Source organism: Ruficoccus amylovorans (genome assembly GCF_014230085.1).
In the GTDB taxonomy this organism is placed as follows: domain Bacteria; phylum Verrucomicrobiota; class Verrucomicrobiia; order Opitutales; family Cerasicoccaceae; genus Ruficoccus; species Ruficoccus amylovorans.
This window is the reverse complement of sequence record NZ_JACHVB010000014.1, coordinates 239502-264862: the sequence shown is the minus strand read 5'-3', so window position 1 is coordinate 264862 and position 25361 is coordinate 239502. Positions and strand designations below refer to the sequence as shown.

Below are 25361 nucleotides of genomic sequence, written 5' to 3'. Positions count from 1 at the left end.
GGCTCACACGGAGGCACAAAGGCACGGAGTGGGAACGAAAACGAGAGCTTTTCAGTACATCGCAGTGGGATTAGCTCTAACAGGGATTTAACAGGAAGAGCGGAAAGAGCGCAAAGTCAGTTCGGAGACCTAAACTTTCTCGCTTTCCGAGCTTCCGGTAAAAACTTCGTAGCCAAGGTGGCCGAAAAACCGATCAATCCGTCTCCAGGCTTTTGTCGTTGAAGGCGAGCAGGCGCAGGCCGTTCAGGCAGACCAGCACGGTGCCGCCCTCGTGCGCGAAGACGCCCAGCGGCAGCGGTACATCCACCCCGACCAGCGGCAGGAAAAGCGTGGCCAGAACCATGACCACGATCACCCCGGCGGCGAAGATCAGGTTCTGGAGCATGACGCGGCGGGCCGCGTGGCTGAGCGCGATCAGGTACGGGATGCGTTTGAGGTCGTTGGCCATGAGCACGATGTCCGCGCTCTCCAGCGCCACGTCGCTGCCCGCCGCGCCCATTGCGATCCCCACCGTGGCCGAGGCCAGCGCGGGCGCGTCGTTGGTGCCGTCGCCGACCATGCCGACGTGTTCACCGCGCGAAAGCTCCTTCATCAGGCGGACTTTTTCCTCCGGTAAAAGATCGGCATAATACTCATCCAGCCCGGCCTCGGCGGAGACGGCGCGGGCGACCCGCCGGGCATCCCCGGTCAGCATGACCACGCGGCGGATGCCCTGCTCGCGCAGGCGCTTGACCACGGCGGGGACTTCCGCCCGCAGGTGGTCGGCGATGGCGAACGACCCCAGCACCTTGACCGTCTTGCTCTGCTCGTGCAGTTCGCCCACCAGGACGTTCGTACGGCCCGAGTCCTGAATCTGCGCCACCCGCGCCTCGATCTCGTCCGCGTTTTCAAAGTGGTACTCGCGCATCCACTTCGGGCTGCCCACGAGAATCGTCCGGCCCTCGACTTCGGCCAGCGCGCCCTTGCCGGTGACAGCGCGGAAGCCCCGGCACTCGGGAAAGCTAACACCCTGCCCTTGCGCCATCTCGACAATGGCCTGCGCCAGCGGGTGCTCGGACTTGGCCTCGACCGCCCCGGCCAGCCGCAGCAGGTCGCCCTCCGGGGTCTCCGCGAAGGCGATCAGCTCGTTCACACGGGGCTTGCCCTCGGTCAGCGTGCCGGTTTTGTCAAAAGTGATCACGCGCAGCGTGGCGGCCTGCTCCAGGTGCGCCCCCCCCTTGAACAGAATCCCCCGGCGGGCACCGTTGCCGATGGCGGAGAGGATGGAGGCGGGCGTGCTGATGACCAGCGCGCAGGGCGAGGCCACCACCATGACAGTGATCGCCCGATACAGGGCCTCGTCGAGCGGCACCTTGAAAACCGTGGGCAGGAGCACCCCCAGCAGCACGGTAAACACAATCACCCCGAGCGCGTAATACTGCTCCGCGCTTTCGAGAAAGCGCTGGGTCTTCGCCTTCTCGGACTGCGCCTCCTCGACCATTTTGATCAGCTTGGAAATGGTCGAGTCCTTGGCCAGCTTGGTGACCTGCACCGTGAGGCTGCCGTTCTGGTTCATGGTTCCGGCAAAAACGCCGTCGCCCACGGCCTTGGCCACCGGCATCGACTCGCCGGTGACGGAACTCTGATCGAGCGTGCTCTCGCCCGCCACGACCTGTCCGTCCAGCGGGATGCGGTCTCCGGGGCGGATCAGCAGTCGCGCCCCCAGCTCGATCTCGGCGATGGGCGTTTCCACAATGCGGTCGCCGCGCAACACGTGGGCCGACTGCGGACGCATCTGCGCCAGCGCCTTGATGGCGTTGCGGGTGCGGCCGATGGCGAAATTTTGCAGAACCTCGGAAAAGGAAAACAAAAAGAGCAGCATGGCCCCCTCGAAGGGCGCCCCCACATAGGCCGCCCCGAGCGCGGCCAGGATCATGAGCAGGTCCACATCGACCACCCGGCGGCGGATCGACTCCAGCCCGGCCAGCGTCCCGTAGTACCCGCCAAAAACATAGGCCAGCACATACAGCGTGTTGTAAACCGCCCCGGACGCCCCCAGCTTTTCGGTGACCAGTCCGGCGCACATGCCGGCCAGAGTGAGCGCGGTAAAAACGATTTCCAGGCGGCTGCCACTGAGCCAGTAGCGGATGAACGCGCCCACGGATTTGCGCGACTCGGCTTTTTCCGCCTCCTCCTTGTGGAGCGCCTCCTCCAGCGGCTCGACCTGCGCCCCCGCCGAGCGGGCCGTCTCCAGAATCGTGCCCTCGTCGTGCCCGCCCTGATCGAAACTCACACTGAGCACGCCGCCCAGAAATGACGCGCTGGCCCGCCGGATGCCCGGACGGTGCTCCAGGTCAATGCCGATGCGGCGGGCGCACTCCTCGCAGCCGCGCCCGTGCAGACGGAAAACGCACTTGCCGGGGATGGCCCCGATCTGCCCGCTCAAGCGCCGGGCGGCCTGCTCGACATCCGCCGGGGTGGCTCGCTGCGGGTCGTAAAGGATGTCAATGCGGCCAGACTCGTGGTCGATGTCCACGCCCTCCACCCCCGGCGACTGGCGCACCGTCTGGCCCACGCCAGCCGGACACGACGCCCGGGAATCCGGGCACGGGCAATCTTCCTTTTCGGCCATGACAGGCCCACACTAGGCCTCCTCAGCCACGGGTGAAAAGCCTATTGTGCGGTGGTATCGGATTCTTTGGGAGAATCCCCCTCTTCCTGCAAAAGAGTCTCATCCGCAAGGACTTGCCGAGGCTGCTCGACGCGGCTCTGCCCGACCGGCTGGCCACTGTTGGCAATGACCTGCACCGTCCGGCTGTCCCAGACTTCCAACATGTGCAGGTCTTTCTCGCAGGTGACTTCCAGCTCCGGCAGCTCGTGTTCGCGCAGCCACTGTTCGACCTGGCCGCGCCCCTCCTCCGAAGCGGCGCGAGGGGTGAAAACCTTCACCGTATGTCCGCGATCAGTCCAATCCCGCACGCGGGCCACCATGTCCGCCACGGGCGGCCCGATATGGGCCGGGTCAATCTCACCCTCACAGTGGGCAAGCGTTCCGTCCAGACCGACCCCGATCCAACTGCTCGGATCGGGGTGGCCGTGAGCGAAAAAGCGTCCGAACTCCTCGGAGAAATTCTCCAGCCGCTCCTCCTGCTCCTCGCTGGGCGGGGAGGATTCGGACGCGGCCGGGGACTCGACGGGTTCTGACTCGGGTTTGTCGTTAAGGGGTGGCATTCCGTTTATAAAAACGGAACCACGCTACTTGGCCTTGCCCTGGTTGGCAACAGCTTCCATGGCCTTTTTTACGGCCTCCGGGTCGCCCAGGTAGTAGAACTTCTCGGTCTCGAACTTTTCGTTCAATTCAAACACGAGCGGCATGCCGGTGGGGATGTTGACGCCGATGATGTCCTCGTCGGAAACCTTGGCCAGGTGCTTGTAAAGGGAGCGCAGGGAGTTGCCGTGGGCGGCGATGATGACGGACTTGCCTTCAGCCACGCGGGGCTTGATTTCCATGTCCCAGTACGGCAGGAAGCGGGCCACGCAGTCCTTCAGGCACTCGGTCTGGGGCAGGTCGTCCTTGGGCAGGTCGGCGTAGCGCGGGTCGTTGCCGGGGAAGCGCTCGTCGGTCAGTTCCAGCGCGGGGGGCGGGATGTCGTAGCTGCGACGCCACACCAGCACCTGCTCGTCGCCGTACTTGGCGGCGGTTTCGCTCTTGTCGAGCCCTTGCAGCGCGCCGTAGTGGCGCTCGTTCAGCCGCCAGCTCTTGAGCACGGGGATGAAGCTCAGGTTCATCGACTCCAGGCAGAGGTTGAGCGTGCGGTTGGCGCGGGTTTGCAGGGAGGTGAAAGCGATGTCGAAACGGAAGCCTTCCTTGGCCAGCACGTGACCGGCCTCGCGGGCCTGGGCTTCGCCCTTTTCGGTCAGGTCCACGTCGGTCCAGCCGGTGAAGCGGTTTTCAAGGTTCCATTGGCTTTCGCCGTGGCGCAGAAGTACAATCTTATACATAGCGTGTGTTATCTAAATGAAAGCTTATAGAGGGCATCCATTTTCGCCCCGCAGTCAAAACTAAAAACCTCCCCCTCGCCCGGACGAGACTAACGCGCCTCGGCGTGACCGCTTTTTTTTAAAAAAAATCCGGCAAAGCGTCCACAAACCTCACGGGCAGGAGGCAGGCCCGTATTTAACCAAAATCTTACCTCCGTGCCTCTGTGCCTCCGTGTGAGTCTCTTCCCCCCCTCAAGAATTGGGGTACTGTCCGCGCATCATTTCCTGCAGTTCGTCCCACTTGTGCAGGTAGGTGCGCAGGTGGTCCTTGCCCTGGGAGGCGCATTCCTCCAGCAGTTCACGGACGGCCCGCTGTTCGGTCTCGTAAGCCTTCTTGTCCAGCAGCCCGGCGAAGTGCGCCATCCGCGCCCACAGCAGGTGCGTGGTGAAGGCGTCGCACTCGTTGTAATCCACGATCTGGTCCACATGGCCACGCAGGTAGAGATCCCAAACCTGGTCGCCCGCCGCGTCGATTTTTCCGGGGATACCGCTGAGCGTGGCGATCTCGTGCAGGCGTGGCGTGTTGACGCCTCGCGCCAGCCCGTGAGCGAGGTCCACGTGAAAGTCCCCCGCGTTGGAAAAGTAGTCGATCCCCTCCCAGGGCTTTTCCGGGCGCTTGGCGAAGCCGTGGCTGTCGAGTCCGTGAATGATGGCCCGCTGCACGATGATCGGCACGTCGGCGTTGACCGAGTTGAACCCGACGAGCTGCGGCTTGCTCCCGCCCACAGCCTTGAGGAACATCTCTAAAATACGCGGCTCGGCACACTTGGCCGGGTCGGAGGTGTCGGCGGGCATCGAGACCAGTTTGAGGGAAACCCCGCCAGCGGCCCCGGCTTCGCGAAAAATCCCGCAGATGGAAACGATGCGGCACAGAGCGGTCTTGACCCAGGGGCGCGGGTTCTCGGGGGTGGCCCCGGACTCGGCCCAGATTTTCCTGAAAGCGTCGTGGGTGTTGTGCGGCGGATCGTAGGCCACACCGTAAAGCATTTGCGCGGCCTTCGGGTCGGGAATCCACTCCACGTCGAAGGAGAAAATCGTCGGGTGAACGTACTTGAACATGCGAACCCCTAGCTAAGCCCCAGCCGGGCGCGCAGAGCAATCCAAAAACCGGAGAGCCGCTTCGGGGGAAAGAGGGATATATAACCACAGAGGACACAGAGAGCGCAGAGAGGGGGAATATTTCCCGCGAAGCCACGCGAAGGAACGCGAAGTTTTTTTAACAATATTTCTTCGCGCCTCTTCGCGTGGCTTCGCGGGCAGTCTCTTTTCCCTTTTTAAAGTACTCTTGTTAGGCAAAAAGCATGGCCCCACCTTCTTCCTCTGTGCTCTCTGTGTCCTCTGTGGTTTTAAAAAAAAAGCCGGACCCCGCGCAGGAGTCCGGCTTTGAAATGTTTTTGAAGAGCTAAACCTTAGACGGTGCCGTAGATGGACTTGCCGGTCGAGCAGAGGTCTTCGCAAGCCTGGGCCATGCGGGCACACATGCTCTTTTCGGCCTTCTTGAGGTAGCTGCGCGGGTCGTAGGTCTTCTTGTTGCCGACTTCGCCGTCGATCTTGAGCACGCCTTCGATGTTGGTGCAGACGTGGTTAACGATCGGGCGGGTGAAGGCGTACTGCGTGTCGGTGTCGATGTTCATCTTGACCACGCCGTATTCGAGGGTCTCGCGGATGTCGCTCAGCTCGGAGCCGGAGCCGCCGTGGAAGACGAGGTCCATCTTGGCCTTCTCGCCGTGCTTTTCAATAACCGCCTTCTGGCCGTCGCGCAGGATGGTCGGCTTGAGCTTGACCGCGCCGGGCTTGTAAGCGCCGTGCACATTGCCGAAGGTGGCGGCGAAGAGGAAGCGGCCAATCGGGCTGAGGGCTTCGTAAACTTCGACCATGTCTTCGGGGGTCGTGTAGAGCTTTTCGGAGGGCAGGCCCGAGGTGTCGTGGCCGTCTTCTTCACCACCGACGCAGCCGGCTTCGACTTCGAGGATGATGTCCAGCTCGGCGCACTCCTTCAGGAGCTCCTTGGAGATCTTCAGGTTCTCGTCCAACGGAACGACGGAACCATCGAACATGTGCGACTGGAAGAGCGGGCCCTTGCCTTCGGCCTTGCGCTTGCGGGAGGCTTCGAGCAGCGGCTTGAGGAAGCCGTCAACCTTCTCCGGGTGGCAGTGGTCGGTGTGCAGCGCGACGAGCACGTCGTACTTTTCGGCCAGGATGTGGGTAGCTTCGGCCAGGACGATGGCGCCGAAGGCCGCGTCGTTGACGCCGAGGCCGGAGGCGAACTGACCGCCGCCGGTGGAAACCTGGATGATGCCGTCCGACTTGCTGTCAGCAAAGGCTTTGAGCGCGGCATTGATGGTCGTGATCGAAGTGACGTTGACGGCCGGATAGGCGTAGTTGCCCTTCTGGGCGGCGTCGATCATCGCTTCGTACTGCTTCGGTGTTGCAACTGGCATGTGTGCTTTTGTTAATAGGTATTGTGCGTGTTGAAGCAGGGCAGCTTATACTGCATCGGGCTCAAATCAACATCAATTAATCCCCGGCCCGAGTTTTCTCGGCCCCGGCGCTCAATCCAGCTCCAAGCGAGCCCCGCCCCACTGCCTTATCCACCGGAACACCGCCCCCTAAGCCCTGTCTGCGGCATTTATGGATTGCCCGGCCCCGACGCGGGGTATTTCATCGGTGTGTACCAACCTCTAACTGAAAACGCCAACCATCCGCTCCCATGATCAATAAGATCGAAGAATACCTCGGCGACAACGCCAAGGACCTCCTCTCTCACGAATGCAAAACGATCAGCAAGGATCGCCTGCACCTGCCGGGCGGCGATTTCGTTGACCGCATTTTTGTCCCGAGCGATCGCAACCCGCGCGTGCTCAACAACCTCAACTGGCTCTTCCACACGGGCCGCCTCTCCGGCACCGGCTACGTCAGCATCCTGCCCGTAGACCAGGGCATCGAGCACAGCGGCGGCGCTTCCTTCGCCAAGAACCCGGACTACTTCGACAGCGAAAACATCGTCAAGCTCGCCATCGAAGGCGGCTGTAACGGCGTCGCCTCCACCCTCGGTGTGCTCGGCTCGGTCGCCCGTCGCTACGCGCACAAGATTCCCTTTATCGTAAAAATCAACCACAACCAACTGCTGACCTACCCGAACCAGTTCGACCAGATCATGTTCGCCTCGGTCGAGCAGGCTTATGACATGGGCGCGGCCGCCGTGGGCGCGACGATCTACTTCGGCTCCGAAGAGTCCAATCGCCAGATCCTCGAAGTCTCGGAAGCCTTCGCCCGCGCTCACGAGCTGGGCATGGCCACCATCCTGTGGTGCTACCTGCGTAATCCGGCCTTTAAGAAAGACGGCGTTGACTACCACGTCTCAGCCGACCTCACCGGCCAGGCCAACCACCTCGGCGTCACCATCGAGGCCGACATCATCAAGCAGAAGCTCCCCGAAAACAACGGCGGCTACAAGGCCCTCAACATGGGCAGCTCCAGCTACGGCAAGATCGACGAACGCGTTTACACCGAGCTGACCACCGACCACCCGATTGACCTGACCCGCTACCAGGTGGCCAACTGCTACATGGGCCGTCAGGGGCTGATCAACTCCGGGGGCGCTTCCGGCGCGAACGACTTCCACGACGCCGTGCGCACCGCCGTCATCAACAAGCGCGCGGGCGGCACCGGCCTCATTTCCGGTCGCAAGGCCTTCCAGCGCCCGATGGCCGAAGGCGTCAAGCTCCTCAACGCCATTCAGGACGTTTACCTCTGCTCCGACGTCACCATCGCCTAGCAGGGCATGCCCTGCACCCTCGGTGCTGCGCACCGTGATGGGGCTCCGCCCCATCGCGGCCAGAAAGGCCGCTGCCCCTGGAGACGCAGTGGCACTGGGCATTCAGGCGGAATCCAATATCAATTCCTCGTTTTTCGAGCCGGTTCCACAGTGGGACCGGCTTTTTGTTTCTTCGGGGTAGCACGGCGGATGGGCGGCCCTGCGCGCTTCTTGCAGTCAATGGTAATTTACCTACAAGTCTCGCACATCACGCAGGTGGTGCTTGCGAAGTTCGTTTGAGTCGGCGTCGATCACCGTTGCCCCATGCCGTCGCGTTGGCGGCGGCATCAGTGATGCGGGAGCATCACAGGTGCAGGACTCTGTCCTGCTTCTTCATGTTCTTCCCGGCCTTCCTGTTAAAAAGTCTTTCTTTGGCCAAAGCCAGCCGGACCTTGCCAAACGGAATGCGTCGAGTCATCGTTTACACCTCCCCGCCAACTTGACCAACTATGGATTTACTGAGACAACTGCGACAGGAAACGCTCTTCGCCCGCCAGCGCGTGTACCGTGCCGGTCAGCCCACGCCACTGGAGCAGATCGAACTTGATGGAGAGGGCCGGATTTTCGTCAAACGCGAGGACCTCTGTGCGATCAAGGCCTACAAGTGGCGGGGCGCGTTCAACCGCATGGCGCTGCTCAGCCCGCAGGAGGCGGACAAGCCCGTTCTGGCCGCCTCGGCGGGCAATCACGCGCAGGGGGTTGCCCTGGCCGCACGGCTGCTCGGGCTGAAGGCGCAGGTCTTCATGCCGGTGACGACGCCCGCCGTCAAGCGCAACGCCGTCCTGCGCCACGGGGGCGACGCGGTTGAAATCGTCCTGCACGGCGATGGCTACGACGACGCCTACGCCGCCGCGCTCCAGCGGGCCAAGGATACGGGCGGCGTTTATATCCACGCTTACGACGACCTCCAGGTGATGGCCGGACAGGCCACGCTCGCCGACGAGGTCGTCATGTCCGGAGAGGGGCCGTTCGATGTGGCCTACCTCCAGATCGGCGGCGGTGGCATGGCCGCTGGCGTGGCCAACTGGCTCAAAACCTATTACCCCGGCATCCGCGTCGTTGGCGTCGAAGGCGTGGGGCAGGCTTCCATGAAGGCCGCGCTGGAAGCGGGCCAGCCGGTCGGGCTGGACACGCTGGATATTTTCTGCGACGGCACCGCTGTCCGCAAGGCCGGGAGCACGACCTTTGCAGTCTGTCGCGAAGTCCTCGACGAGGTCATCACCGTGACCAACGAGGAAGTCTCCGACGCGATCCGCCTTTACTGGGAAAACCTCCGCTGCCTGCAAGAGCCCTCCGGGGCGATGGGGCTGGCCGGGCTGCTCAAGGACCGTGCCGCGCACCCCTTCGGGCGGGCACTGGTCGTGGCCACCGGCGCGAATCTCGACTTCGGGCAGCTCGCCCGCATCGCCGACGCCGCCGGGATCGGCGGTGGACACCGGCGGCACCTGCGTATTGAGATCCCCGAACGTCCCGGAGCCATGCTCGCCCTCCTGGAAACCGGGCTGGGCGCGCTCAACATTATCGACTTCCAGTACGGCAAGCGCGACAGGGAGCTTGCCTGGCCCGTCTTCGGGCTTTCGTGTTCGGAGCCTGAGCACGCCGCGCTGGTTGAGCGTCTGCGCGCGAGCGGTTACCGCTTCACCGAGGTGGACAACTCGGTCGAGGTCCGCTACCGCGCCATCGCCTGCGAGGCCCGTCTGCTCACGCACCCGCTGTTCCTGGAACTGGAGTTCTACGAACGCCCCGGCGCGATGCACGCCTTTCTCGATGGCACCGTGCGCGGACGCGGAAACTTCTGCTACTTCAACTACCGCTACTCTGGCGAACGCGTGGGTCGCGCCCTCATCGGGCTGGAGTTTGAAACCGCCGAGGACCGGGCACAGTTCGCCGTCTCGCTGCCGCCCAGCGGTAAGGGCTACCGCCTCTGCCGCACCCTCGACGAGCAGGAAATGAACCGGCTGTTTGGTTGATGATTTAAGATGGAATAAGTAAAAGGTCACGAAGCAGACACGAAGGGCACGAAGGTTTATTGAGAAATAGCGAGCGCGTCGGATTACATCCTCTCCGCGTTTCTCTTCTCAGCGTCTTTGCACCTCTGCGGTTACTAGAGCGAACATGCTCTATTTTTCTTCGTGCCCTTCGTGTCTTCTTCGTGTTCTTTGTGACCTGCATTCAATTTCCCACCATCATGCACGACCAGAGCGACCGCCAGCCCCTGCCCTGCCCGTTTGAAAAAATGTTCCCCTCGCAACTCCAGCGCGACGGGGAGTTTTACATGAAGCTGGCCTACAACCTCGCCATCGACGCGTGGCGTCAGGACGAAGTGCCCATCGGCGCGGTCATCGTATACGAGGGCGAAGTCATCGCCGCCGCCCACAACGCCACCCAGAGCACGCTCGACCCGACCGCGCACGCCGAGATGCTCGCCATCACCCAGGCGGCCAACGCCATCGGCGACTGGCGGCTTAACGGTGCCACCCTTTACGTGACCAAGGAGCCCTGCCCGATGTGCGCCGGGGCCAGCATCATGGCGCGGCTGACCGATGTGGTCTTCGCCGTCCCCGACCCGAAAATGGGCTGCCTCGGCGGTGCCACCCCCCTGCACGAAGTCCCCGGCCTCAACCACCGCGTCACCCCCCACAGCGGCATCCTTGAGCGCGAATGCCGCGAACTGCTCCAGGCCTATTTTTCTCTCAAGCGCCAGAGCCGCGACCAGAATTAAGCGGCCACCTTATGCCTTGCGGTGAAAGAGGAATGAGCCTGCGGGTATATATAAAAAGGACGCGGCGCTTCAGGACTCAGGGGTCAACTGAAGCTCAAAGCTGATGTCCACCCGTTGGTAGTGCGAATCTTTCGGAGTGGGAATCTCCTGAAAACCGAATTCGCGGTACAGGTGCAGGGCGGGGCCGAGCCGGGTATTGGTCAGGATGAGGAGGCGCACGGCATCGAGTTCCCGGGCGCGCTCGATCAGCCGGGCCATGATCTTGCGGCCGATCCCCCGCCCCTGCCAGGCCGGGTCAACCGCCATCTTCGCGATTTCGTAGTAACCGGGCTCGATAAACTGCAAGGCCCCAACGCCAACGACCTCGCCTCCGGCCTCCGCCGCCACAATCTCGCCACCGTGCGCGATGATGGCCTGCTGCGGGTCGCCCAGCATGCGCCGGTCCTGCTCCTCCACCTCGAAAAACCGCTCGATCCAGTCCAGGTTCAGCCGCCGGAAAGGCTCCGCGTGCCGCGGTTCAAAGAGCTTGATCTCAATCGGTGCCTCCCTGGCATCAGCAGCCGAGGACTTCCCTTTGGCCACCGACTGGATACTCGCCGTCGTTTCTGCTGGGGCCTCCGCCGGGGCTTCCTCCCGGTCGGCGGCAAGCGCGGCCTCGACGAGCGCGAAGACCTCCCCGACCTCCAGCCCGGCCAACCCGCTAGCGGGCGCTTGCACGACGTAGTGGCGCGGGTTGTCGAGCGGCCAGGGGCCGAAACGCTCCGGCGGGGTCGGCCCGAAAATCGCCACCAGTTCCGTTCCCAGCGCGGCAGCCAGGTGCATCGGACCGCTGTCGTTGCACACGCACAGTCGCGCCCCGGCGATGAGCGGCAGCAGTTCGGGCAGGGCCGTTTTTCCGGTCAGGTTAAAGAAACGCTCGCGCGGCCACTCCAGCGGGGCCGTCACCGGCTGATCGCCAGCCCAGACAATCGTCCGCCCCGGCTCGGCAGCGAGCAACTTCTCGGTCAGCGCGGCAAAGCCCGGCCACTCCTTTTCCGCCCGGCGGCTGCCGGGAAAAAGCACCACCGCCCCGGCGGTTTTGGGCGGGAGGTTGCTTGCCTTAACCTCGCGGAAACGCAAAGGACCATCGGCGCGGGCCTCCAGCCCAAGCAGCGGCAGAAATTCCAGTAAAATGTCCAGTGCGTGGGCCGTGCGCCCGGCAGGGGGAAGCTCCGGCATGAACTGGTAGGCCAGGCGCGCGCCTTCGCGGGAGTCGCGGCGACCGGCCTTGTTATCTGCCCGCGCCCGCCAGGTCATCAGGCCGCTGCGGGCCAGTCCCTGCATGTCCAGCACCCAGTCGTAGCGGCGATTGCGAATCTCGCGGATGCACTGTCGCAGCCCGGCCCAACCAGCCTTGCGGTGAAAGACGATCACCTCGTCCACGCACGCGCAGGCCTCCGCCAGCGGCGCGAAAATCTCCCGTGCCACCCAGGTGATGCGCACACCCGGCCGCTGTGTTTTGAGCGACTGGGCCACTTGCAGGCCGTGGATGATGTCGCCCAGGGAGGAGGGCTTGATGATGAGGATTTCCAAGCCGCTATTTTAAATCCCGTGGGGCGTATTCAGTCCAGCCGCATTTTTGACTTGGGCCGGGGGCAGAATCCGGCTCTGCTGTCGGGGTGATCGGCTTTCTGCTCGACAGTCTGGGGCGCGTGCTCGCCGCCCTGCCCTCCAAAGTCTCCGAATGCTTCTGCAAGCTGGTCGGGGATCTCATTTACTTTGGCCTGCCCGGACGCCGCCACGCGCTGCTCTCGAACCTGCACCACGCCTTCCCGGACAAGCCCCGGCAATGGCACCGGCGCATCGGGCGCGAGAGTTGTCGGCGCACGGTCGAGATGGGCCTGTACGTGCTGGCCAGCCCGGCCTTTTCCCTCAAACGGCTGAAGCGGCACTTCACGCTGGACGAGGATCTCAGCCACGAACTCGACCAGGCTCTCCGCAACCGCGAGGGCGGAGTCGTCATGGTGCCGCATTTCTCGCTCATGGAATCGCTGACCGCCCTGCCCGGCCTCCACGAGGCCAACGGCCAGCCCCCGCTCAACGTCGGCGTGATCTTCCGCCCGCTCAACCAGCCCGGCCTCGACCACTGGGTCAAACGCACCCGTGAACGCTTCGGCCTAAAGCTGCTTTCGCGCAAGGAGGGATTCGGCCCGGCCATGCAGTTGATCGAAAACAACGGCATCGTTGCCGTGCTCTTCGACCAGAACGCCGGGCACAAAGGCGTGCTGACCACTTTCTTCGGGCGCGTGGCCTCGACCACGGACCTGCCCGGCCTGCTCGCGCAGCGGCGCAAGACCCGCGTCGGCATCCTCTACACCGAGCGCACGGGCTTCTGGCAGGGCCGCATCCGCGCGGAGATCCTCACCTGCCCGCCCCGCGCCATCGACATCATGCTCGCCGCCAACCAATGGCTGGAGGACAAGCTCAAAACCGGCGGTGACGACCTCTGCGCAGACTGGCTCTGGCTGCACTCGCGCTGGGGCACCCAGGAGGACCCCGACAAGCGCTTCCGCCTGCGCGCCCGACGCGACGCCATCGAGGAGACGCTGGAGTACCACGGCTGGGACGCGCTCCCGCGCAAAACCCGCTTCTGGGTTCGCCTGCCCAACTGGCTGGGCGACGTCATTATGGCCCTTCCCCTGCTGCGCGCCCTGCGTCTGGCTCGTCCCGACGCTGAGCTGACCCTGCTGGCCCGTCCGCACTTCCTGCCGCTGCTGGAGCGCTTCGGCGTCGGCGACCGTCTCCTGCCGCTCCCCGCCAAGGGCCGGGGCTATTACAGGCAATTCCGGCGCTGGCGCGAGGAGTACCCGGACTGCCACATCCTTTTCACCAATTCCACCCGGGGCGACCTCGAAGCCCGCCTCATCGGCGCTCCACAGCGCTTCGGCATCGCCCGCCCCGGCAAGCCCCGCCGCTGCCTGAACCTCACCTGGCCGCTGCCCACCGGGCTGGACGAAGCAACGATTCACCAGACTCGTCTCTGGGAAAAATTTTTCCAGCACTTCGGGCTCCAGCAGGAGCTCGACCTCTCCCCCTTCGCCTGGGAAGCCTCGGCCTCCGCCCCCGCCGCAGGCAGCAAGCCGGACGCCCCCGGCGTGAGCTTTGCCCACAGCGAAGACACCACCGCCACCACCGCCAACGCGCCGCGCATCGGGCTCATTCCGGGCACGGAGAATTCCCCCGAAAAGCGCTGGCCGGTTGACCACTGGCGCACCCTCGTTGCGGCGCTTCAGGACGCCCGGCCCGACGCGCAGGTTTTCACCTTCGGCACGGAGCGCGACGCCGCCATCACCCGCGAGGTGACGAAGGACTTTCGCCCGCAGAGCGTCATCGACCGCGCCGGTAAAACCGCCCTGGTGGAGTTCGCTGACGAGCTTTCCCGACTCGATCTGCTCATCTGCAACGACACCGGAGGCATGCACCTGGCCAACGCCCTCGGCGTGCCTGTGCTGGTCGTCTTCGGCCCGACCAACCCTGTCCGTACCGGCCCGATATTTACCGCGCCGACCCGGCTGGTCCAGCCCGCAGGCTGCCCCCCGACCGGCGGCATGTCCATCAGCCAAGTCCATCCGGACATGGTACTCAGGCACGCCCTGGAGCTGCTCGGCTCACGCTAAGACGGCCAGACAGACAGGCCTGAGAGCCGGAGGCCCTCCATCGCGCAGAATCATTTCTATGTCAGCGATGCATAGTGCCAGGTGATCAAGCCCCCGGGGCGTCTCAGGCTCCCGAATCCACCTTCGATGACACGACGGCACATCGGATATTTCGCACATAGAATATATTCCAAGAATCAAACCCAACGAATATTCTAGAAATATGTAATTTAAACTTGCATTTTTCCAAAAAAACAGGCGATAAGTATTCATAGTGAGCGTCCTGTGAACGCTCCCGTGCCATCCCGGGTTTTCGGCATAAGGCTTCCCGCCATCCCCCAAGCCAACCGGCACGCCCCGACACTGAGAGACGCACCACCCATACTATGAATTGCCACAATTTCAGCAAAGAACCCGTCAGGCTCATCCTCGACACCGACATGGGTAACGACATCGACGATGCCCTCGCGCTCGCCATGCTCCACGCCATGCAGAGCCGGGGCGAGTGCGAGTTGCTAGGCGTCATCAGCAGCAAGGCCCATGAGCTTTCACCCGTCTTCATCGACCTGATGAATACCTTTTACGGGCGCGGCACCATCCCTGTCGGGGCCGTGCACGAGGGAGTCACCCCGAACGAGCGGACATACCTCGGTCCCATCTGTCGCGCCCCCGACCGCTTCCCACGCTCGTATCCGGAAAATGGATACGAGCCGTCCGTCGCCCTGCTCCGCCGCCTGCTCAGCCGCGAGGCCGATGGCTCCGTCACGCTGCTCATGATCGGCTTCAGCACGAATATCGCCCAACTTTTTGACACCGGAGCCGACGAACACAGCCCCCTTGACGGACGCGAACTGCTCGCCCGCAAGGTCGGGCGTGTTGTGGTCATGGCGGGCGACTTCAGCGAGGAGGTGCAGCGACACCCCACCCTTGATAACCGTGAGTACAACGTGCACTGCGACATCTCCGCCTCGATGCGTTTTTTCAACGACTGCCCGGTACCGCTCACCCTCTGCGGGTACGAGATCGGACTCGCCATGCTCTACCCGTGCCGGAGCATTCTGGAAGACTACGAGTGGACCCGCTACCATCCTCTGGCCGAAGGCTACCGGCTCTACAAACCCATGCCCTACGACCGCCCGATGTGGGACCCCGCCGCCGCGCTCGAAGCCGTGCGCCCCGGCTGCGAAGCCTTTACCTGTTCGCCCCCCGGATGGGTCGCGGTGGACGAGCAGGGCATCATGCGCTTTCACGAAGACTCCGCCGGTCTTCACCGTTATCTTAAAATCGTGCCCGAGCAGCTGAAACAATCCGTCAACGAGATCGTGGAACTGTGCGCGCAGCCCGTTTATACGGATCGCCAGACCGTAGGCAAAGGTATCGCCGAGAACTCCACTTCCGCTACCGGAAGCGCTTGCCCTTCGCTTTGATGGTCCATACCCTCGTTAGATAACGACCTCGTCGAAACGACCTTTATTCACAGCGAAATCGCCTGCCGGACAGGCCTTCCGCTTTTTCTGTGGCGATGGTTTAATCAAACGCAACCACCGCCAACGACATGCCGCCCGATGCCTCAAAAAAAATCCCTCGTCCGCAGTAGCAAGATGCCCCCGCCCCCTTCCATCCTCGTCTTTGGCAGCATAAACATGGACGTGGTCACGCCGCTCCAGCGACTGCCACGGCCCGGAGAAACCATTCACGCCGGCGACATCATGCTCGCCCCCGGCGGTAAGGGAGCCAACGCCGCGGTCGCCGCCGCGCGGCTCGGGGGCAAGGTCCGCTTCGCCGGAAGCGTGGGGACGGACAGCTTCGGCCTGCAACTGCGCGCCAACCTCGAACGTGAGGGCATCGACACCCGGGCCCTCCGCGATTCGACAAAATCCAGCGGCACCGCCGTCATCCTGCTCAACCAGGCCAGCGGACAAAACTCCATCATGGTCGGCCCCGGCGCCAACGCCGAGGCGACCGCTCCTGCAGACCCCGCGTGGTACGCGGGAGCCGGGATGCTCATGCTGCAACTGGAAACGCCAGTCGAAGCCGCTCTGGACGCCGCCCGCCATGCCCGTTCGCAAGGTGTGCCCGTCATGCTGGACCCCGCTCCGGCCTTGCCAGAGCTCCCACGCGAGTTGCTCTCGGCGGTCGATTACCTCCTTCCCAACGAAACCGAACTGGCCACCCTCAGCGGCCAACCCACGGACAGTTTCGAACAAATCGTCCAGGCTGCCCGCAGCCTTGTGCAAAACTATGACGTGCGTGAAATCGTCGTCACACTCGGGGCAAAAGGCGCGCTCTGGCTCAACGCCGAAACCTCCCTGCACGTGCCATCCATCCCGGTCAAGGCCGTAGACACAACCGCCGCCGGTGACACCTTCGCGGGCGCGCTGTCCGTCGCTCTGGCCTCCGGGCACTCCATGCCGGAGGCGATCCGCTACGCGGTTGTCGGTGGGGCGCTCGCGTGCACCCGCCGCGGTGCCCAACCCTCCATCCCATATCGGGTGGAAGTTTTGGAAAAGATGTCAGCGTCCACCCGCTGATCCGTCCCTCAGGACAGCTTTTCTCCGGGTACGAGGCGCGGGGCGACACTGACACGCAAGCGACTGTCTCCGGCCAGATTTTCCATCCGCCAGCACAGCTCCTTGACTGCCTGCATGCCGATCAGCGTCGGGCCGACCTCGATTGTAGCGGGACGTGGATACAAACCGAGCAGGACGGATTTCTCCTCGTCGCTGCCGATGAAATCGAGGTTTTTCCCGATCTGCACCCCCCGTCGTTGCAGGATGCGATAGACCATCGCCAACTGGAAATCCACCGGAACAAAAATGCCGGTCGGCCTGTTTTTGTCCGCGAGAAATGCCGAGACCTGTTCATCGACCTGTTTTTCAAACGCGGCCATATCGAGGTCCTCGCCATGTGACCAACTCTCGCCGTGACTATCGCTAACGTACATCCGGCACTGGCAACCGGCGTTCTCCGCCACGAACTGAAAATACCTGCAGCGCACGACCAGGACCGGGTCTTCACTCATCGTGTTGATGACACCGAGCCGCTTGTGCCCGCACGAGACCAGATACTCCGCCGCGACCCGACCGACATCCTCGTTGCCGCCGAGCAGGGAGTTTCCCGCCTGCCCCCGGTGCGAGCTGACCCAGACCGATGGGATGTCCTTGAGCTCCTTCAGAACATCCTCCCCCGGATCGCCCCCCTGCAGGATGACGCCCTGCACGCGCCTGTGCCGGACCGAGGCCGGAAGATCCTCCACCCGGGAAACGTGGGCCATGATAAGGTCCATCCCCTTCTCGCGCAGCGACTCCTCGATGCTGCGGATCATTTTTACGAAACTGGCCCGGTAGTCCTGAAAATATTTTCCGGGAAAAATCAGCAGAGCCACCAAGGGCACTTGCTCGCTTTTCTCCTTCACCCGGCGGGTACGCGACAAGGGTTCGTAATTGAGTTCACGCATCGCCTTACGCACGCGTGCCACACTTTCAGCAGAAACGGTCGGATAATTATTGATGACCTTGGAAACTGTCGCCTGCGAGACTCCCGCCTTAAGGGCAATATCATTCACACTCATAGCAATTATTATGCATACCTGCAATTATCCGTCAAATATATTCCAGAAACTATTCCCAGACTTCATAACCCAATAAGTTCTCTCCATCGGGCTCCATCTATTCTCAATTTTAAAGTCAATAACAATCGAATCCTGAGCTTTATGTGTTGAGGCCAACAATCAAGGCTTTCCTATGACACCACGCCGATGGCTAAAATATTTCCAGAATAACAATAAAGATTCCAAGGAATTTTTCTTGAATTTCCAAGAAGAAGGATCATGCTGAAGCCAGATAGAATTACCCCGCCTACCAGAGCCCCGTGGGCGCATCGCGGATCCGGCCCGCTCAATTACCCCAAGACGGTTTCAGCCAGCAGGAAAATCCGTCAGTACGGCAAAACCATTTTCAACTAATCACTAAATCCAAAGCAAACCCAGTCTAACCATGCACAAGATCTACTCCCTCGTCACCCTCCTGCTCACGGCGACGGCGTCCGCCTTTGCGGCCACCACTCTTCCCGTGAACGACGACTTCGACAACGGCAACACCCTCGGGTGGGTCTCCGGCCAGAGCGGCAATGTCACCTTCGACGACAGCGCCATGCAGGTCGGGGTCAATAACACGGGCTTTCACTCCGCCTTGCAGTTCGACGCGGTCACGCTTGCCGACGGCCAGACGCTGAACGCCGCCTTCACCTTTTCCACCCCCTCGTCGAGCACCTGGAGCACGACCAATGCCATGCGCATCGCTCTGCTCAACACGGACACCACCCTCCCTAACAACAGCAACCCAAACATCACTGCCACCGGCTTCATGTTCGGCCTGAACAACCTCAACGGCACGGATAAAGCCAATTCGGGAGCGTACCTGTTTTACCGCAACACAAACTCCGGCCCGATCACGAACTCGCAAAGCCCCTATACCGTAATCAGCGGCACGAACAATGCCTTCTCCGGTGGTCTCGCGGCCAGTACCACCTATACCTACACCCTAACCTTTACGAACACCGGCTCCGGTAATATTACGATCACCGCGTTACTCAGCGGTGGTGACATTGACGCCACTACCCAGACCTGGAACACGACGACCAGTTCCTACACGTTCAACACCTTCGCTATTGGCGCAACCGCGATAAACCCGATTACCGTCGAGTCGGTCAGCCTGACGCAAATCCCCGAAGCCTCCAGCCTCGGCCTGATCTTTGCCGGCTTGGCCGCTTGCCTCGTCTTCGGCTGCCGTATCCGCGCTTGCAGATAGTCCGCCCACAGCCCCAAACGCATTTTCCCCACATGAGCTGTTTACGAGCAACCGCCATGAGCCTCATGGCAGGCTTGGTGCTATCCGCTGTCCACCTGCCGGCCCAAGGCGTGCCGGAGGCCATACCTGCTCGGTTCGCCTCCGGCACATCGAACCAGAGTGCGCAGGTGGACACCAAAGGCCAGATCGAGGTCCTGACATTCGACAGCGGCAGCGTGGAACTGCCGGTTGCCACGCTGCCGCAGCCCTTGGGGGACGCGTTCAGTGTCAACCTCTGGCTCCAGGTCGCCCCCTCGGCCGAAAAACTGCTCAATGACGCGGGAAGCTGGACTGACGCCCACCCGATGACGGTCTGGGTGCTCAAGTCCGCAGACAATTCCCAACGACTGGTCCTGCGTCTGCCCGCCGGAGGCATGGCCGTGGCCGGGACTTCGCCATCCGTGCAGGGCTGGCCCGCCTACAAGACCGGGCCACTCCTGCAGGCCGGAGCCTGGTACATGCTCACCTTCACCAAGTCAGGACAGCGAAGTGCCGTTTATGTGAACGGCGAACTGGTCATGCAGGATTTTGCCGGGCCGGTGCTCGACCAGCTTGACCGGGTCGAGTTCGGACGCTTCGGACGCTTACGCCCCTTTTACGGGACGATGCTGGAGCCCCGCTTCTACGATTCCGAGCTGTCCGCCGCCGCCGTCCGCAAGCTCGCCGCTGAGCGCCTCCGCCAGGTCTCTCTCAAGGACCAGGGCGCGGTGAAGGCGCAGACGGCCTCCACCTATGCGCAGTACCGCGCGCTCACTACCACCCCGGAAGACCTGCACCCGCTGATCGAGCAGCTCCACGTCAGCGCGACGGTTCTGCCGATGGAAGGGCGACAGGACCTGCTTATCTGCGGCACCCGTACGAGCTACTTCGGGTGGCGACTGGCGTACTACCGCCAGATCGGGACTGACGCCCGCGGCCTCCCCTACTACGACACCGGCTCGACGGTCGAAGGCATGCCCGGGGCCGAGTTCATGGCCGTCAGCCGCTCCGGCGGACGCACGGACCTTTTTGCCAGCGGCCAGGGCAGCCCCTACGGGGACGGCAGCCTGCTGCATTACCGTAATACCACTCCGGGCCAGTTCCGCTACGCCCCGCCACAGCCAGTGCTTATCAACGGTAAGCATCTGGGCGAGGCGTTTCGCACCCCCATCAGCGGCTGGTATATCGGCCCGGTGGACGACGACGACACCCCTGACCTGCTCGTGGCGGCGCTCAAACCTGGCGGCAGCAGCTACTGGCCCGACGGCGAGGGTATGTGGAGCGGAGTCGAACGCACCAATAGCGGCAAAGACCGCGGCTACGACATCCAGGGGAAATGGCTGGGCGGGGAATGCGTCAGCGAGCTTTACTGGGCCAGGGGAAGTACTGACGCGGACGGCAATCTGGCCTTCAACGATCTGCGCAAAGTCAGCTACCGGGTCCCGGGCTTCAGCGTGCAGTGGAAATCCGGGGAGCGGGAACGCGCCCTCGCCATCGCCGATCTGGACGAAGGACCTGTGGTGATTCACACCGGCAGCGTCGATCAGATCATGGCCATGCCTTACGAGTTTGAGGACGGCGAAATGATCTGCGGGGAAGCCCGTCCGCTGCTTCAGGGCGGAATGAACATTCAGGGCACGTACTTTGTCCATAGCATTTCCGCGCTGGCCCCCGGCCGCGACGGCAAAACCCGCCTGCTTCTGGACGGCAACCCCGGTCGCCTCATTGCCATTGAGGGGGATCGTATTGGCGATTTCGAGGAAGTCGGCCCGCTCCTGATGCGCGGCGGTGCGCTCGCGGTGGATTCACTGGCCACCCCCGCCCGCGCCGACTGGGACGGCGATGGCACCGCCGACCTCATCATCGGTGATGCCTCCGGTTGGCTGACATTCTGGAAAGGCACCTCTGACCCCTGGGTGTACCGGGCGGGCGAGTTGATGAAAGTGGACGGCGTGCCCGTTCACCACCAGGCCGGGCTCACCGGCTCCATCCAGGGCCCGAACGAGAAACGCTGGGGCTACCTCCAGCCGACCGTCGGTGACTGGGACAACAAGGGAACCCCGGTCATCATCACGAGCGACATCGAGGGCTACCTCACACTTTATCGCCAGGGGCCGACTGTGACCGAGCTTGCCCGGCCTGAACGCTTCCAACGCTACGGCGAGCCTTATCAGGCTGCCTGGCGCTCGCGTCCGGCCATCATTCCGGCCTCGGCCCGCTTCGGCGGACACGAGCGCCCCGCCCTGCTCCACCTCGACTATGACGGGCAGTTAGCCGTGGCCGAAGTGGACACCGACGGATCGATAGACATTTCCCGCCTGACCAAGCTCGAATACGCGAACGGCACGCCGGTCATCCTCTGTGGCCCGGCAGGAAGCTGGGGTCGCGCCGAGCTCTCCGTCACCGACTGGGACGGCAACGGCGTCTGGGATGTTGTTTTCGGAACCATCCGCGGTAACCACCGTTACATCCTCGACACGCCCCCCGGCGGCGCCAGTCCGCTGTTACTTAAAAACGTCGGCAGCAACGAGCACCCCGTCTTCGCCCCGGCGCAGGTGATCCTTCCCCGCGAGGGCGACCCGATCCACCTCGGCATCCACACCGCCTCGGCCTGGCCCACCCGGCTCTCCGGGGAGGAACTCCCGGGCGTCATCGTCGGAGCCGAAGACGGCAAGGTTTACGGCTTCCCCCGCGAGGAGCTCAAGGACTAAGACCAACCCTCCTGTAAATCACGCCCCATGCCCCCTCCTGCCCCCAGCCCGTCCCGTCCGCACCTTCGCAGAAACGAAGGGGGCTTTGCCATTATCGTCGCGCTGGTGCTGATGGGGATGCTCTTGTTGTTGTTGGCCTCGCTGGGAATTTTCACCCAGGTGCAGTTACGGACCTCGGAACTGGTACAGGAGCAGACCTATGCCCGGCAAAACGCCCTCTTCGGCCTGAAAACCGCCCTGAATCAGCTCCAGCGCTACGCCGGTCCGGACCAGCGAATCACCGCAACGGCTGATATCACCGGCGGGCAGGACGGCACCCGTTACTGGACCGGCGTCTGGGGCAACCGCAACGCTCCCGACGCCGACGAACGCGACCCGCTGCTGCTCAACTGGCTGGTCAGTGGAAACGAGGGCCTCACGCTGGACGCGCGGCAGTCCGGCGAAGATTTCGGCATGATCGTTTCCGCCGGCACGCCCGGGCACTTGCCCAGCGCCGTCCTGAGCCCCGTGCTGTCCGCCTCCGCCAGCGCCTTGCAGGAGTTCCAACTCGGCAGCTCCCCGGCCCGTTTGCTTGTCGGCCCCGGCACCATGGGCACCACCAACAATGCGGTTGCCGGGTACGTGGCGGCACCGCTCGTCCCGCTCCACGATGGCGATGGCCAGACTCAAACCGGGGCCTACGCCTACTGGGTCGGTGACGAGGGAACAAAGGCCCGCCTGAACCTCGTCAACCCCTATCCCAACGATGAAGCCGCCACCTCCGACCGCACGGAGCAACTGGCCTGGAGCTTCGGAACCGCGCAAAGCGTGGCTGCCGATAAAATTGACGGCCTGACGGCGCTCCCCTCCGCTTCCCAGCCGGAAAACACGATCCTGGGCGAACTACTCAGCCCGGCCCAGCTCCCGCTGGTGGCTTCCGGCGTTGATTCCACTCAACTGCGCGAGCGCTTCCACGACCTGAGCATCGGCTCCAGTGGAGTGCTGACCGATACACGCCGGGGCGGGCTCAAGCGCGACCTCAGCCGCATCCTCGAAAACGGCGGTGGCAGCACCGAAGAGGAAAACGGACGCTTTCTCTTCGCCGATGGCGACGGCGACTACGGCCCGAGCGCTTCGGCCTTTTACACCAATCCGCCCACCTGGGGCCTGCTGCGGGACTTCGCCCGCTTCGGCCAATCCGCCCGGGGTACACTCCAGCCGCAAACGCCCACCTCCACCCGGCAGGGAATCAACCCGGTGCTCATGCTCGCGAGCATGAGCTACTCGCTGGCGATCCTGCCCGACTCCGCCGATTCCACCCGGCAGATCATTGAGGTGTACGCCTCGCCCCGCGTCTTTCTCTGGAACCCCTATGACCGTCCCCTCGCCGCCGGGACTTACGAAATCGGCTTCCAGCCCCCGCGCCAGCAATCCGGCCTGGAGGAAGGAGGCACCGTCACGATCACGCTGGAAACAACGAACCCCGCCGACGGCTCCGTCACATCGAACGATTACACCTTCAACCTCTCTTCCGGCCAATTCGAAAACCCACTGACCAATGACAGGCATTTTTTCCGGTTCAATCTCGTCATGGACCGGCCCTGGCAGCCCGGTGAAACCATCTCCTTTATGCTTCCGCAGGGCGTGCAAGACTACGACTTCACGGGCACCTCGCTGCTCATGCTGGAGCGGCGCAAGAACCGTCAGATCTACGACCACACCCGTAACGCCCGCGCCCGCATCGCGAGCCTGAGCGTCCCCGCCGAGGAAACCGGTACGTTCAAAGTCCCGCTCCAGAATATGGGTGAAGCCAACCTCTATCTCGGCACGCCCGGAGCGGGCACAGCCGCGCCCGGTTCGGCCCTCAACCCCGGCTCGACGAACACGGCCGGGTTCTACCAATGGATCGGGCGCGTCGGCGTCACTACTCCCGTCGGAGCCAGTGCCAACAACCACACCGCTATTTACGAGGAGCCGACGTTCACGCTGCCGCTCCTGCCCGACAGTTCGCTGGGGCCGACCGCCCTTGTCGAGATGGACGTCTTTCACTCCCTGGGTGCCGGCGGGGTCTTCGCCAGCCCGTTGCCCACGCGCTGGATCGCCGCCGCCAACCCGCGCGCCTACATGCTCAACCGCACCGGCATGGAGGAGGTCGCCGGGGGCGGGCTCACCATCAACCCGCAGTACTTCGGACTCGCCAGCAATTTTTCCGACATTTCCTACGGCTCGGGGACTTCCTTCGTCGTCCCCGTCATGGCCAACTCCCAGGTCGAGGGCGAAGTCCCCCTCGGCAACGACTACAACAACACCAGTTTCGACCGCAGCTCTCCCTACGCCGGTCGCTACGTGCGCCCGACGCTTTTTCAACTTCCTTCCGAGGAGCATCCGCTTTTTTCTATCGCCGACCTGCGCCACGCGCTCACCTCAGCCCATGTCACCAGCCCCGGCTACGCCATCGGCAACTCGCTGGCCGACTTCCGCGTCGGGCTCGGTGAAACCTCCGTCGCCGTTGATTCCGGCTACGCAGATCCCGTCGGTGGCCCCGGCTTCGGCCCCCTCGCGCAGACGCTCTACGATCAGTCCTACCGGCTTAACGACGCGCTCTGGGATCGCTATTTCTTTTCGACAATTCCGGGCTCCGGCGCCCTTCCCCAGCAACTTCCCAACAGCCGTCTAACCTGGCTCAAGCAGGACGGACAAATCCCGGCCCGCACCGACATCGCAGACAACGCAGGAAAACTCGCCTCCACCCGGCTCATGCTGGAGGGCGCGTTCAATGTCAACTCGACGTCGATTCAGGCCTGGCGGGCTGTTCTCGGCTCTCTCAACGGACTCCGCTACGACCCCATGCAACCTGACGACGCGGACGCCGAGTCCCTCAGCAACCCGTTCTCCCGACTGTGGCAGACCAAGGCCGCCTCCACGCGCCAGAGCATGGACGGCAACACCGTCGCCAACGCCACGGAACACTACAGCGGCTACCGGGAACTGACCGAGGCCGAACTCGACGGCCTGGCCGAGCGCCTCGTCGATGAAGTCCGCGCCCGCGGCCCGTTCCTTTCGCTGTCGGACTTCATTAACCGCGCACCCGGCTCCGACGACGACAAGCAGCGGCTGCGCGGGGCCATCCAGGCCGCCATTGACAACGACCAGGGCAACGCCAACCGCGATGACGCCTCCCGCATCAACTACATGATCGAAAGCGGCGGGCGCAACCTGAACATCTACAAGGACAACTACGGCTATGGTGACGGTTTCTCCGGCGACTACGACGTAAAGGCCTACCTCGGCTGGGACAGCACCAACCGCAACACCAGCAACAACCCGTTTACCCGCTCGAACTACTTCGTCCCCGGCGACGTCACCCAGGCCGACGTACTCGCCGCCATCGGGGCCACCCTCACGCCCCGCTCCGACACCTTTGTCGTGCGCGCCTACGGCGAGTCTGTTTCGCCACTGGACGGGACGGTCGAGGGTCGCGCCTGGTGCGAGGCCCTTGTCCAACGGCTGCCCGAGTACATGGAGGCCGCCGCCGATTCGCCCGACATCGCCCCCGCCGCCCTCACCTCGTCCCTCAACCGTCAACTTGGCCGCCGTTTCGTCGTGCGCTCGTTCCGGTGGCTGGGGGCGGATGATATCTAACCGCATCCC

General features: G+C 63.3%; 16 protein-coding genes. 9 read left to right on the top strand and 7 right to left on the bottom strand.

The annotated features are described in order from the left end of the window. Positions 1–193: 193 nt before the first annotated feature. From H5P28_RS05545 to fbaA, 5 genes are all read right to left on the bottom strand, one after another. Positions 194–2611 carry a heavy metal translocating P-type ATPase gene (locus tag H5P28_RS05545; RefSeq protein WP_185674722.1) on the bottom strand — a complete coding sequence of 806 codons (2418 nt, stop codon included), beginning with the start codon at positions 2609–2611 and terminating at the stop codon, positions 194–196. Positions 2612–2652: 41 nt separating this feature from the next. Further along, a complete protein-coding gene (locus tag H5P28_RS05540; protein ID WP_185674721.1) occupies positions 2653–3210 on the bottom strand; it encodes a hypothetical protein in 558 nt (185 codons plus the stop codon). A 24-nt stretch (positions 3211–3234) separates the two neighbouring features. Further along, positions 3235–3981, bottom strand: coding sequence for a 2,3-diphosphoglycerate-dependent phosphoglycerate mutase (gene gpmA / locus H5P28_RS05535; protein WP_185674720.1), 747 nt, complete (start codon positions 3979–3981; stop codon positions 3235–3237). Between the two features lie 231 nt (positions 3982–4212). After that, positions 4213–5079 carry a hypothetical protein gene (locus tag H5P28_RS05530; protein WP_185674719.1) on the bottom strand — a complete coding sequence of 289 codons (867 nt, stop codon included), beginning with the start codon at positions 5077–5079 and terminating at the stop codon, positions 4213–4215. A gap of 350 nt (positions 5080–5429) precedes the next feature. Continuing rightward, the gene (fbaA, locus tag H5P28_RS05525) at positions 5430–6461 is read right to left on the bottom strand and encodes a class II fructose-bisphosphate aldolase (protein WP_185674718.1); all 1032 of its coding nucleotides are present in this window, start codon (positions 6459–6461) and stop codon (positions 5430–5432) included. Positions 6462–6730: 269 nt separating this feature from the next. Between fbaA and H5P28_RS05520 the strand changes: the two genes are divergently transcribed. The 3 genes from H5P28_RS05520 (at position 6731) to H5P28_RS05510 (ending at position 10559) form a co-directional block, all read left to right on the top strand. Beyond that, the gene (locus H5P28_RS05520; RefSeq protein ID WP_185674717.1) at positions 6731–7798 is read left to right on the top strand and encodes a class I fructose-bisphosphate aldolase; all 1068 of its coding nucleotides are present in this window, start codon (positions 6731–6733) and stop codon (positions 7796–7798) included. 488 nt (positions 7799–8286) lie between these two features. Further along, positions 8287–9807, top strand: coding sequence for a pyridoxal-phosphate dependent enzyme (locus tag H5P28_RS05515; protein WP_185674716.1), 1521 nt, complete (start codon positions 8287–8289; stop codon positions 9805–9807). Between the two features lie 266 nt (positions 9808–10073). Then, positions 10074–10559 (top strand): nucleoside deaminase, encoded by a 486-nt coding sequence (locus H5P28_RS05510; RefSeq protein ID WP_425504444.1) that lies wholly within the window; start codon positions 10074–10076, stop codon positions 10557–10559. 69 nt (positions 10560–10628) lie between these two features. Here the strand turns inward: H5P28_RS05510 and H5P28_RS19565 are convergent, their stop codons facing one another. Then, the gene (locus H5P28_RS19565) at positions 10629–12131 is read right to left on the bottom strand and encodes a GNAT family N-acetyltransferase (RefSeq protein WP_221773364.1); all 1503 of its coding nucleotides are present in this window, start codon (positions 12129–12131) and stop codon (positions 10629–10631) included. Between the two features lie 86 nt (positions 12132–12217). Here H5P28_RS19565 and H5P28_RS05500 point away from each other — a divergent pair, with 86 nt between their 5' ends. From H5P28_RS05500 to rbsK, 3 genes are all read left to right on the top strand, one after another. After that, positions 12218–14215 (top strand): LpxL/LpxP family acyltransferase, encoded by a 1998-nt coding sequence (locus tag H5P28_RS05500; RefSeq protein WP_185674714.1) that lies wholly within the window; start codon positions 12218–12220, stop codon positions 14213–14215. Between the two features lie 365 nt (positions 14216–14580). After that, a complete protein-coding gene (locus tag H5P28_RS05495; RefSeq protein WP_185674713.1) occupies positions 14581–15621 on the top strand; it encodes a nucleoside hydrolase in 1041 nt (346 codons plus the stop codon). A 174-nt stretch (positions 15622–15795) separates the two neighbouring features. Then, positions 15796–16725, top strand: a complete 930-nt coding sequence (rbsK, locus tag H5P28_RS05490) for a ribokinase (RefSeq protein ID WP_185674712.1) — start codon at positions 15796–15798, stop codon at positions 16723–16725. Between the two features lie 8 nt (positions 16726–16733). On the opposite strand, the gene H5P28_RS05485 is transcribed toward rbsK, so the two are convergent. After that, positions 16734–17765, bottom strand: coding sequence for a LacI family DNA-binding transcriptional regulator (locus tag H5P28_RS05485; protein ID WP_185674711.1), 1032 nt, complete (start codon positions 17763–17765; stop codon positions 16734–16736). A 424-nt stretch (positions 17766–18189) separates the two neighbouring features. Between H5P28_RS05485 and H5P28_RS05480 the strand changes: the two genes are divergently transcribed. From H5P28_RS05480 to H5P28_RS05470, 3 genes are read left to right on the top strand one after another with little or no spacing between them, the layout of a single operon-like run. Then, positions 18190–19002: a hypothetical protein gene (locus H5P28_RS05480; protein ID WP_185674710.1), complete on the top strand. Its 813-nt coding sequence runs from the start codon at positions 18190–18192 to the stop codon at positions 19000–19002. A gap of 32 nt (positions 19003–19034) precedes the next feature. Continuing rightward, positions 19035–21731: a LamG domain-containing protein gene (locus H5P28_RS05475; protein ID WP_185674709.1), complete on the top strand. Its 2697-nt coding sequence runs from the start codon at positions 19035–19037 to the stop codon at positions 21729–21731. A gap of 27 nt (positions 21732–21758) precedes the next feature. Next, the gene (locus H5P28_RS05470; protein ID WP_185674708.1) at positions 21759–25352 is read left to right on the top strand and encodes a hypothetical protein; all 3594 of its coding nucleotides are present in this window, start codon (positions 21759–21761) and stop codon (positions 25350–25352) included. Positions 25353–25361: the final 9 nt, after the last annotated feature.

Coding starts and splice junctions, on each gene's coding strand:
- H5P28_RS05545 (WP_185674722.1), bottom strand. CDS start 2,611: ATGGCCGAAAAGGAAGATTGCCCGTGCCCGGATTCCCGGGCGTCGTGT.
- H5P28_RS05540 (WP_185674721.1), bottom strand. CDS start 3,210: ATGCCACCCCTTAACGACAAACCCGAGTCAGAACCCGTCGAGTCCCCG.
- gpmA (WP_185674720.1), bottom strand. CDS start 3,981: ATGTATAAGATTGTACTTCTGCGCCACGGCGAAAGCCAATGGAACCTT.
- H5P28_RS05530 (WP_185674719.1), bottom strand. CDS start 5,079: ATGTTCAAGTACGTTCACCCGACGATTTTCTCCTTCGACGTGGAGTGG.
- fbaA (WP_185674718.1), bottom strand. CDS start 6,461: ATGCCAGTTGCAACACCGAAGCAGTACGAAGCGATGATCGACGCCGCC.
- H5P28_RS05520 (WP_185674717.1), top strand. CDS start 6,731: ATGATCAATAAGATCGAAGAATACCTCGGCGACAACGCCAAGGACCTC.
- H5P28_RS05515 (WP_185674716.1), top strand. CDS start 8,287: ATGGATTTACTGAGACAACTGCGACAGGAAACGCTCTTCGCCCGCCAG.
- H5P28_RS05510 (WP_425504444.1), top strand. CDS start 10,074: ATGTTCCCCTCGCAACTCCAGCGCGACGGGGAGTTTTACATGAAGCTG.
- H5P28_RS05495 (WP_185674713.1), top strand. CDS start 14,581: ATGAATTGCCACAATTTCAGCAAAGAACCCGTCAGGCTCATCCTCGAC.
- rbsK (WP_185674712.1), top strand. CDS start 15,796: ATGCCCCCGCCCCCTTCCATCCTCGTCTTTGGCAGCATAAACATGGAC.
- H5P28_RS05485 (WP_185674711.1), bottom strand. CDS start 17,765: ATGAGTGTGAATGATATTGCCCTTAAGGCGGGAGTCTCGCAGGCGACA.
- H5P28_RS05480 (WP_185674710.1), top strand. CDS start 18,190: ATGCACAAGATCTACTCCCTCGTCACCCTCCTGCTCACGGCGACGGCG.
- H5P28_RS05475 (WP_185674709.1), top strand. CDS start 19,035: ATGAGCTGTTTACGAGCAACCGCCATGAGCCTCATGGCAGGCTTGGTG.
- H5P28_RS05470 (WP_185674708.1), top strand. CDS start 21,759: ATGCCCCCTCCTGCCCCCAGCCCGTCCCGTCCGCACCTTCGCAGAAAC.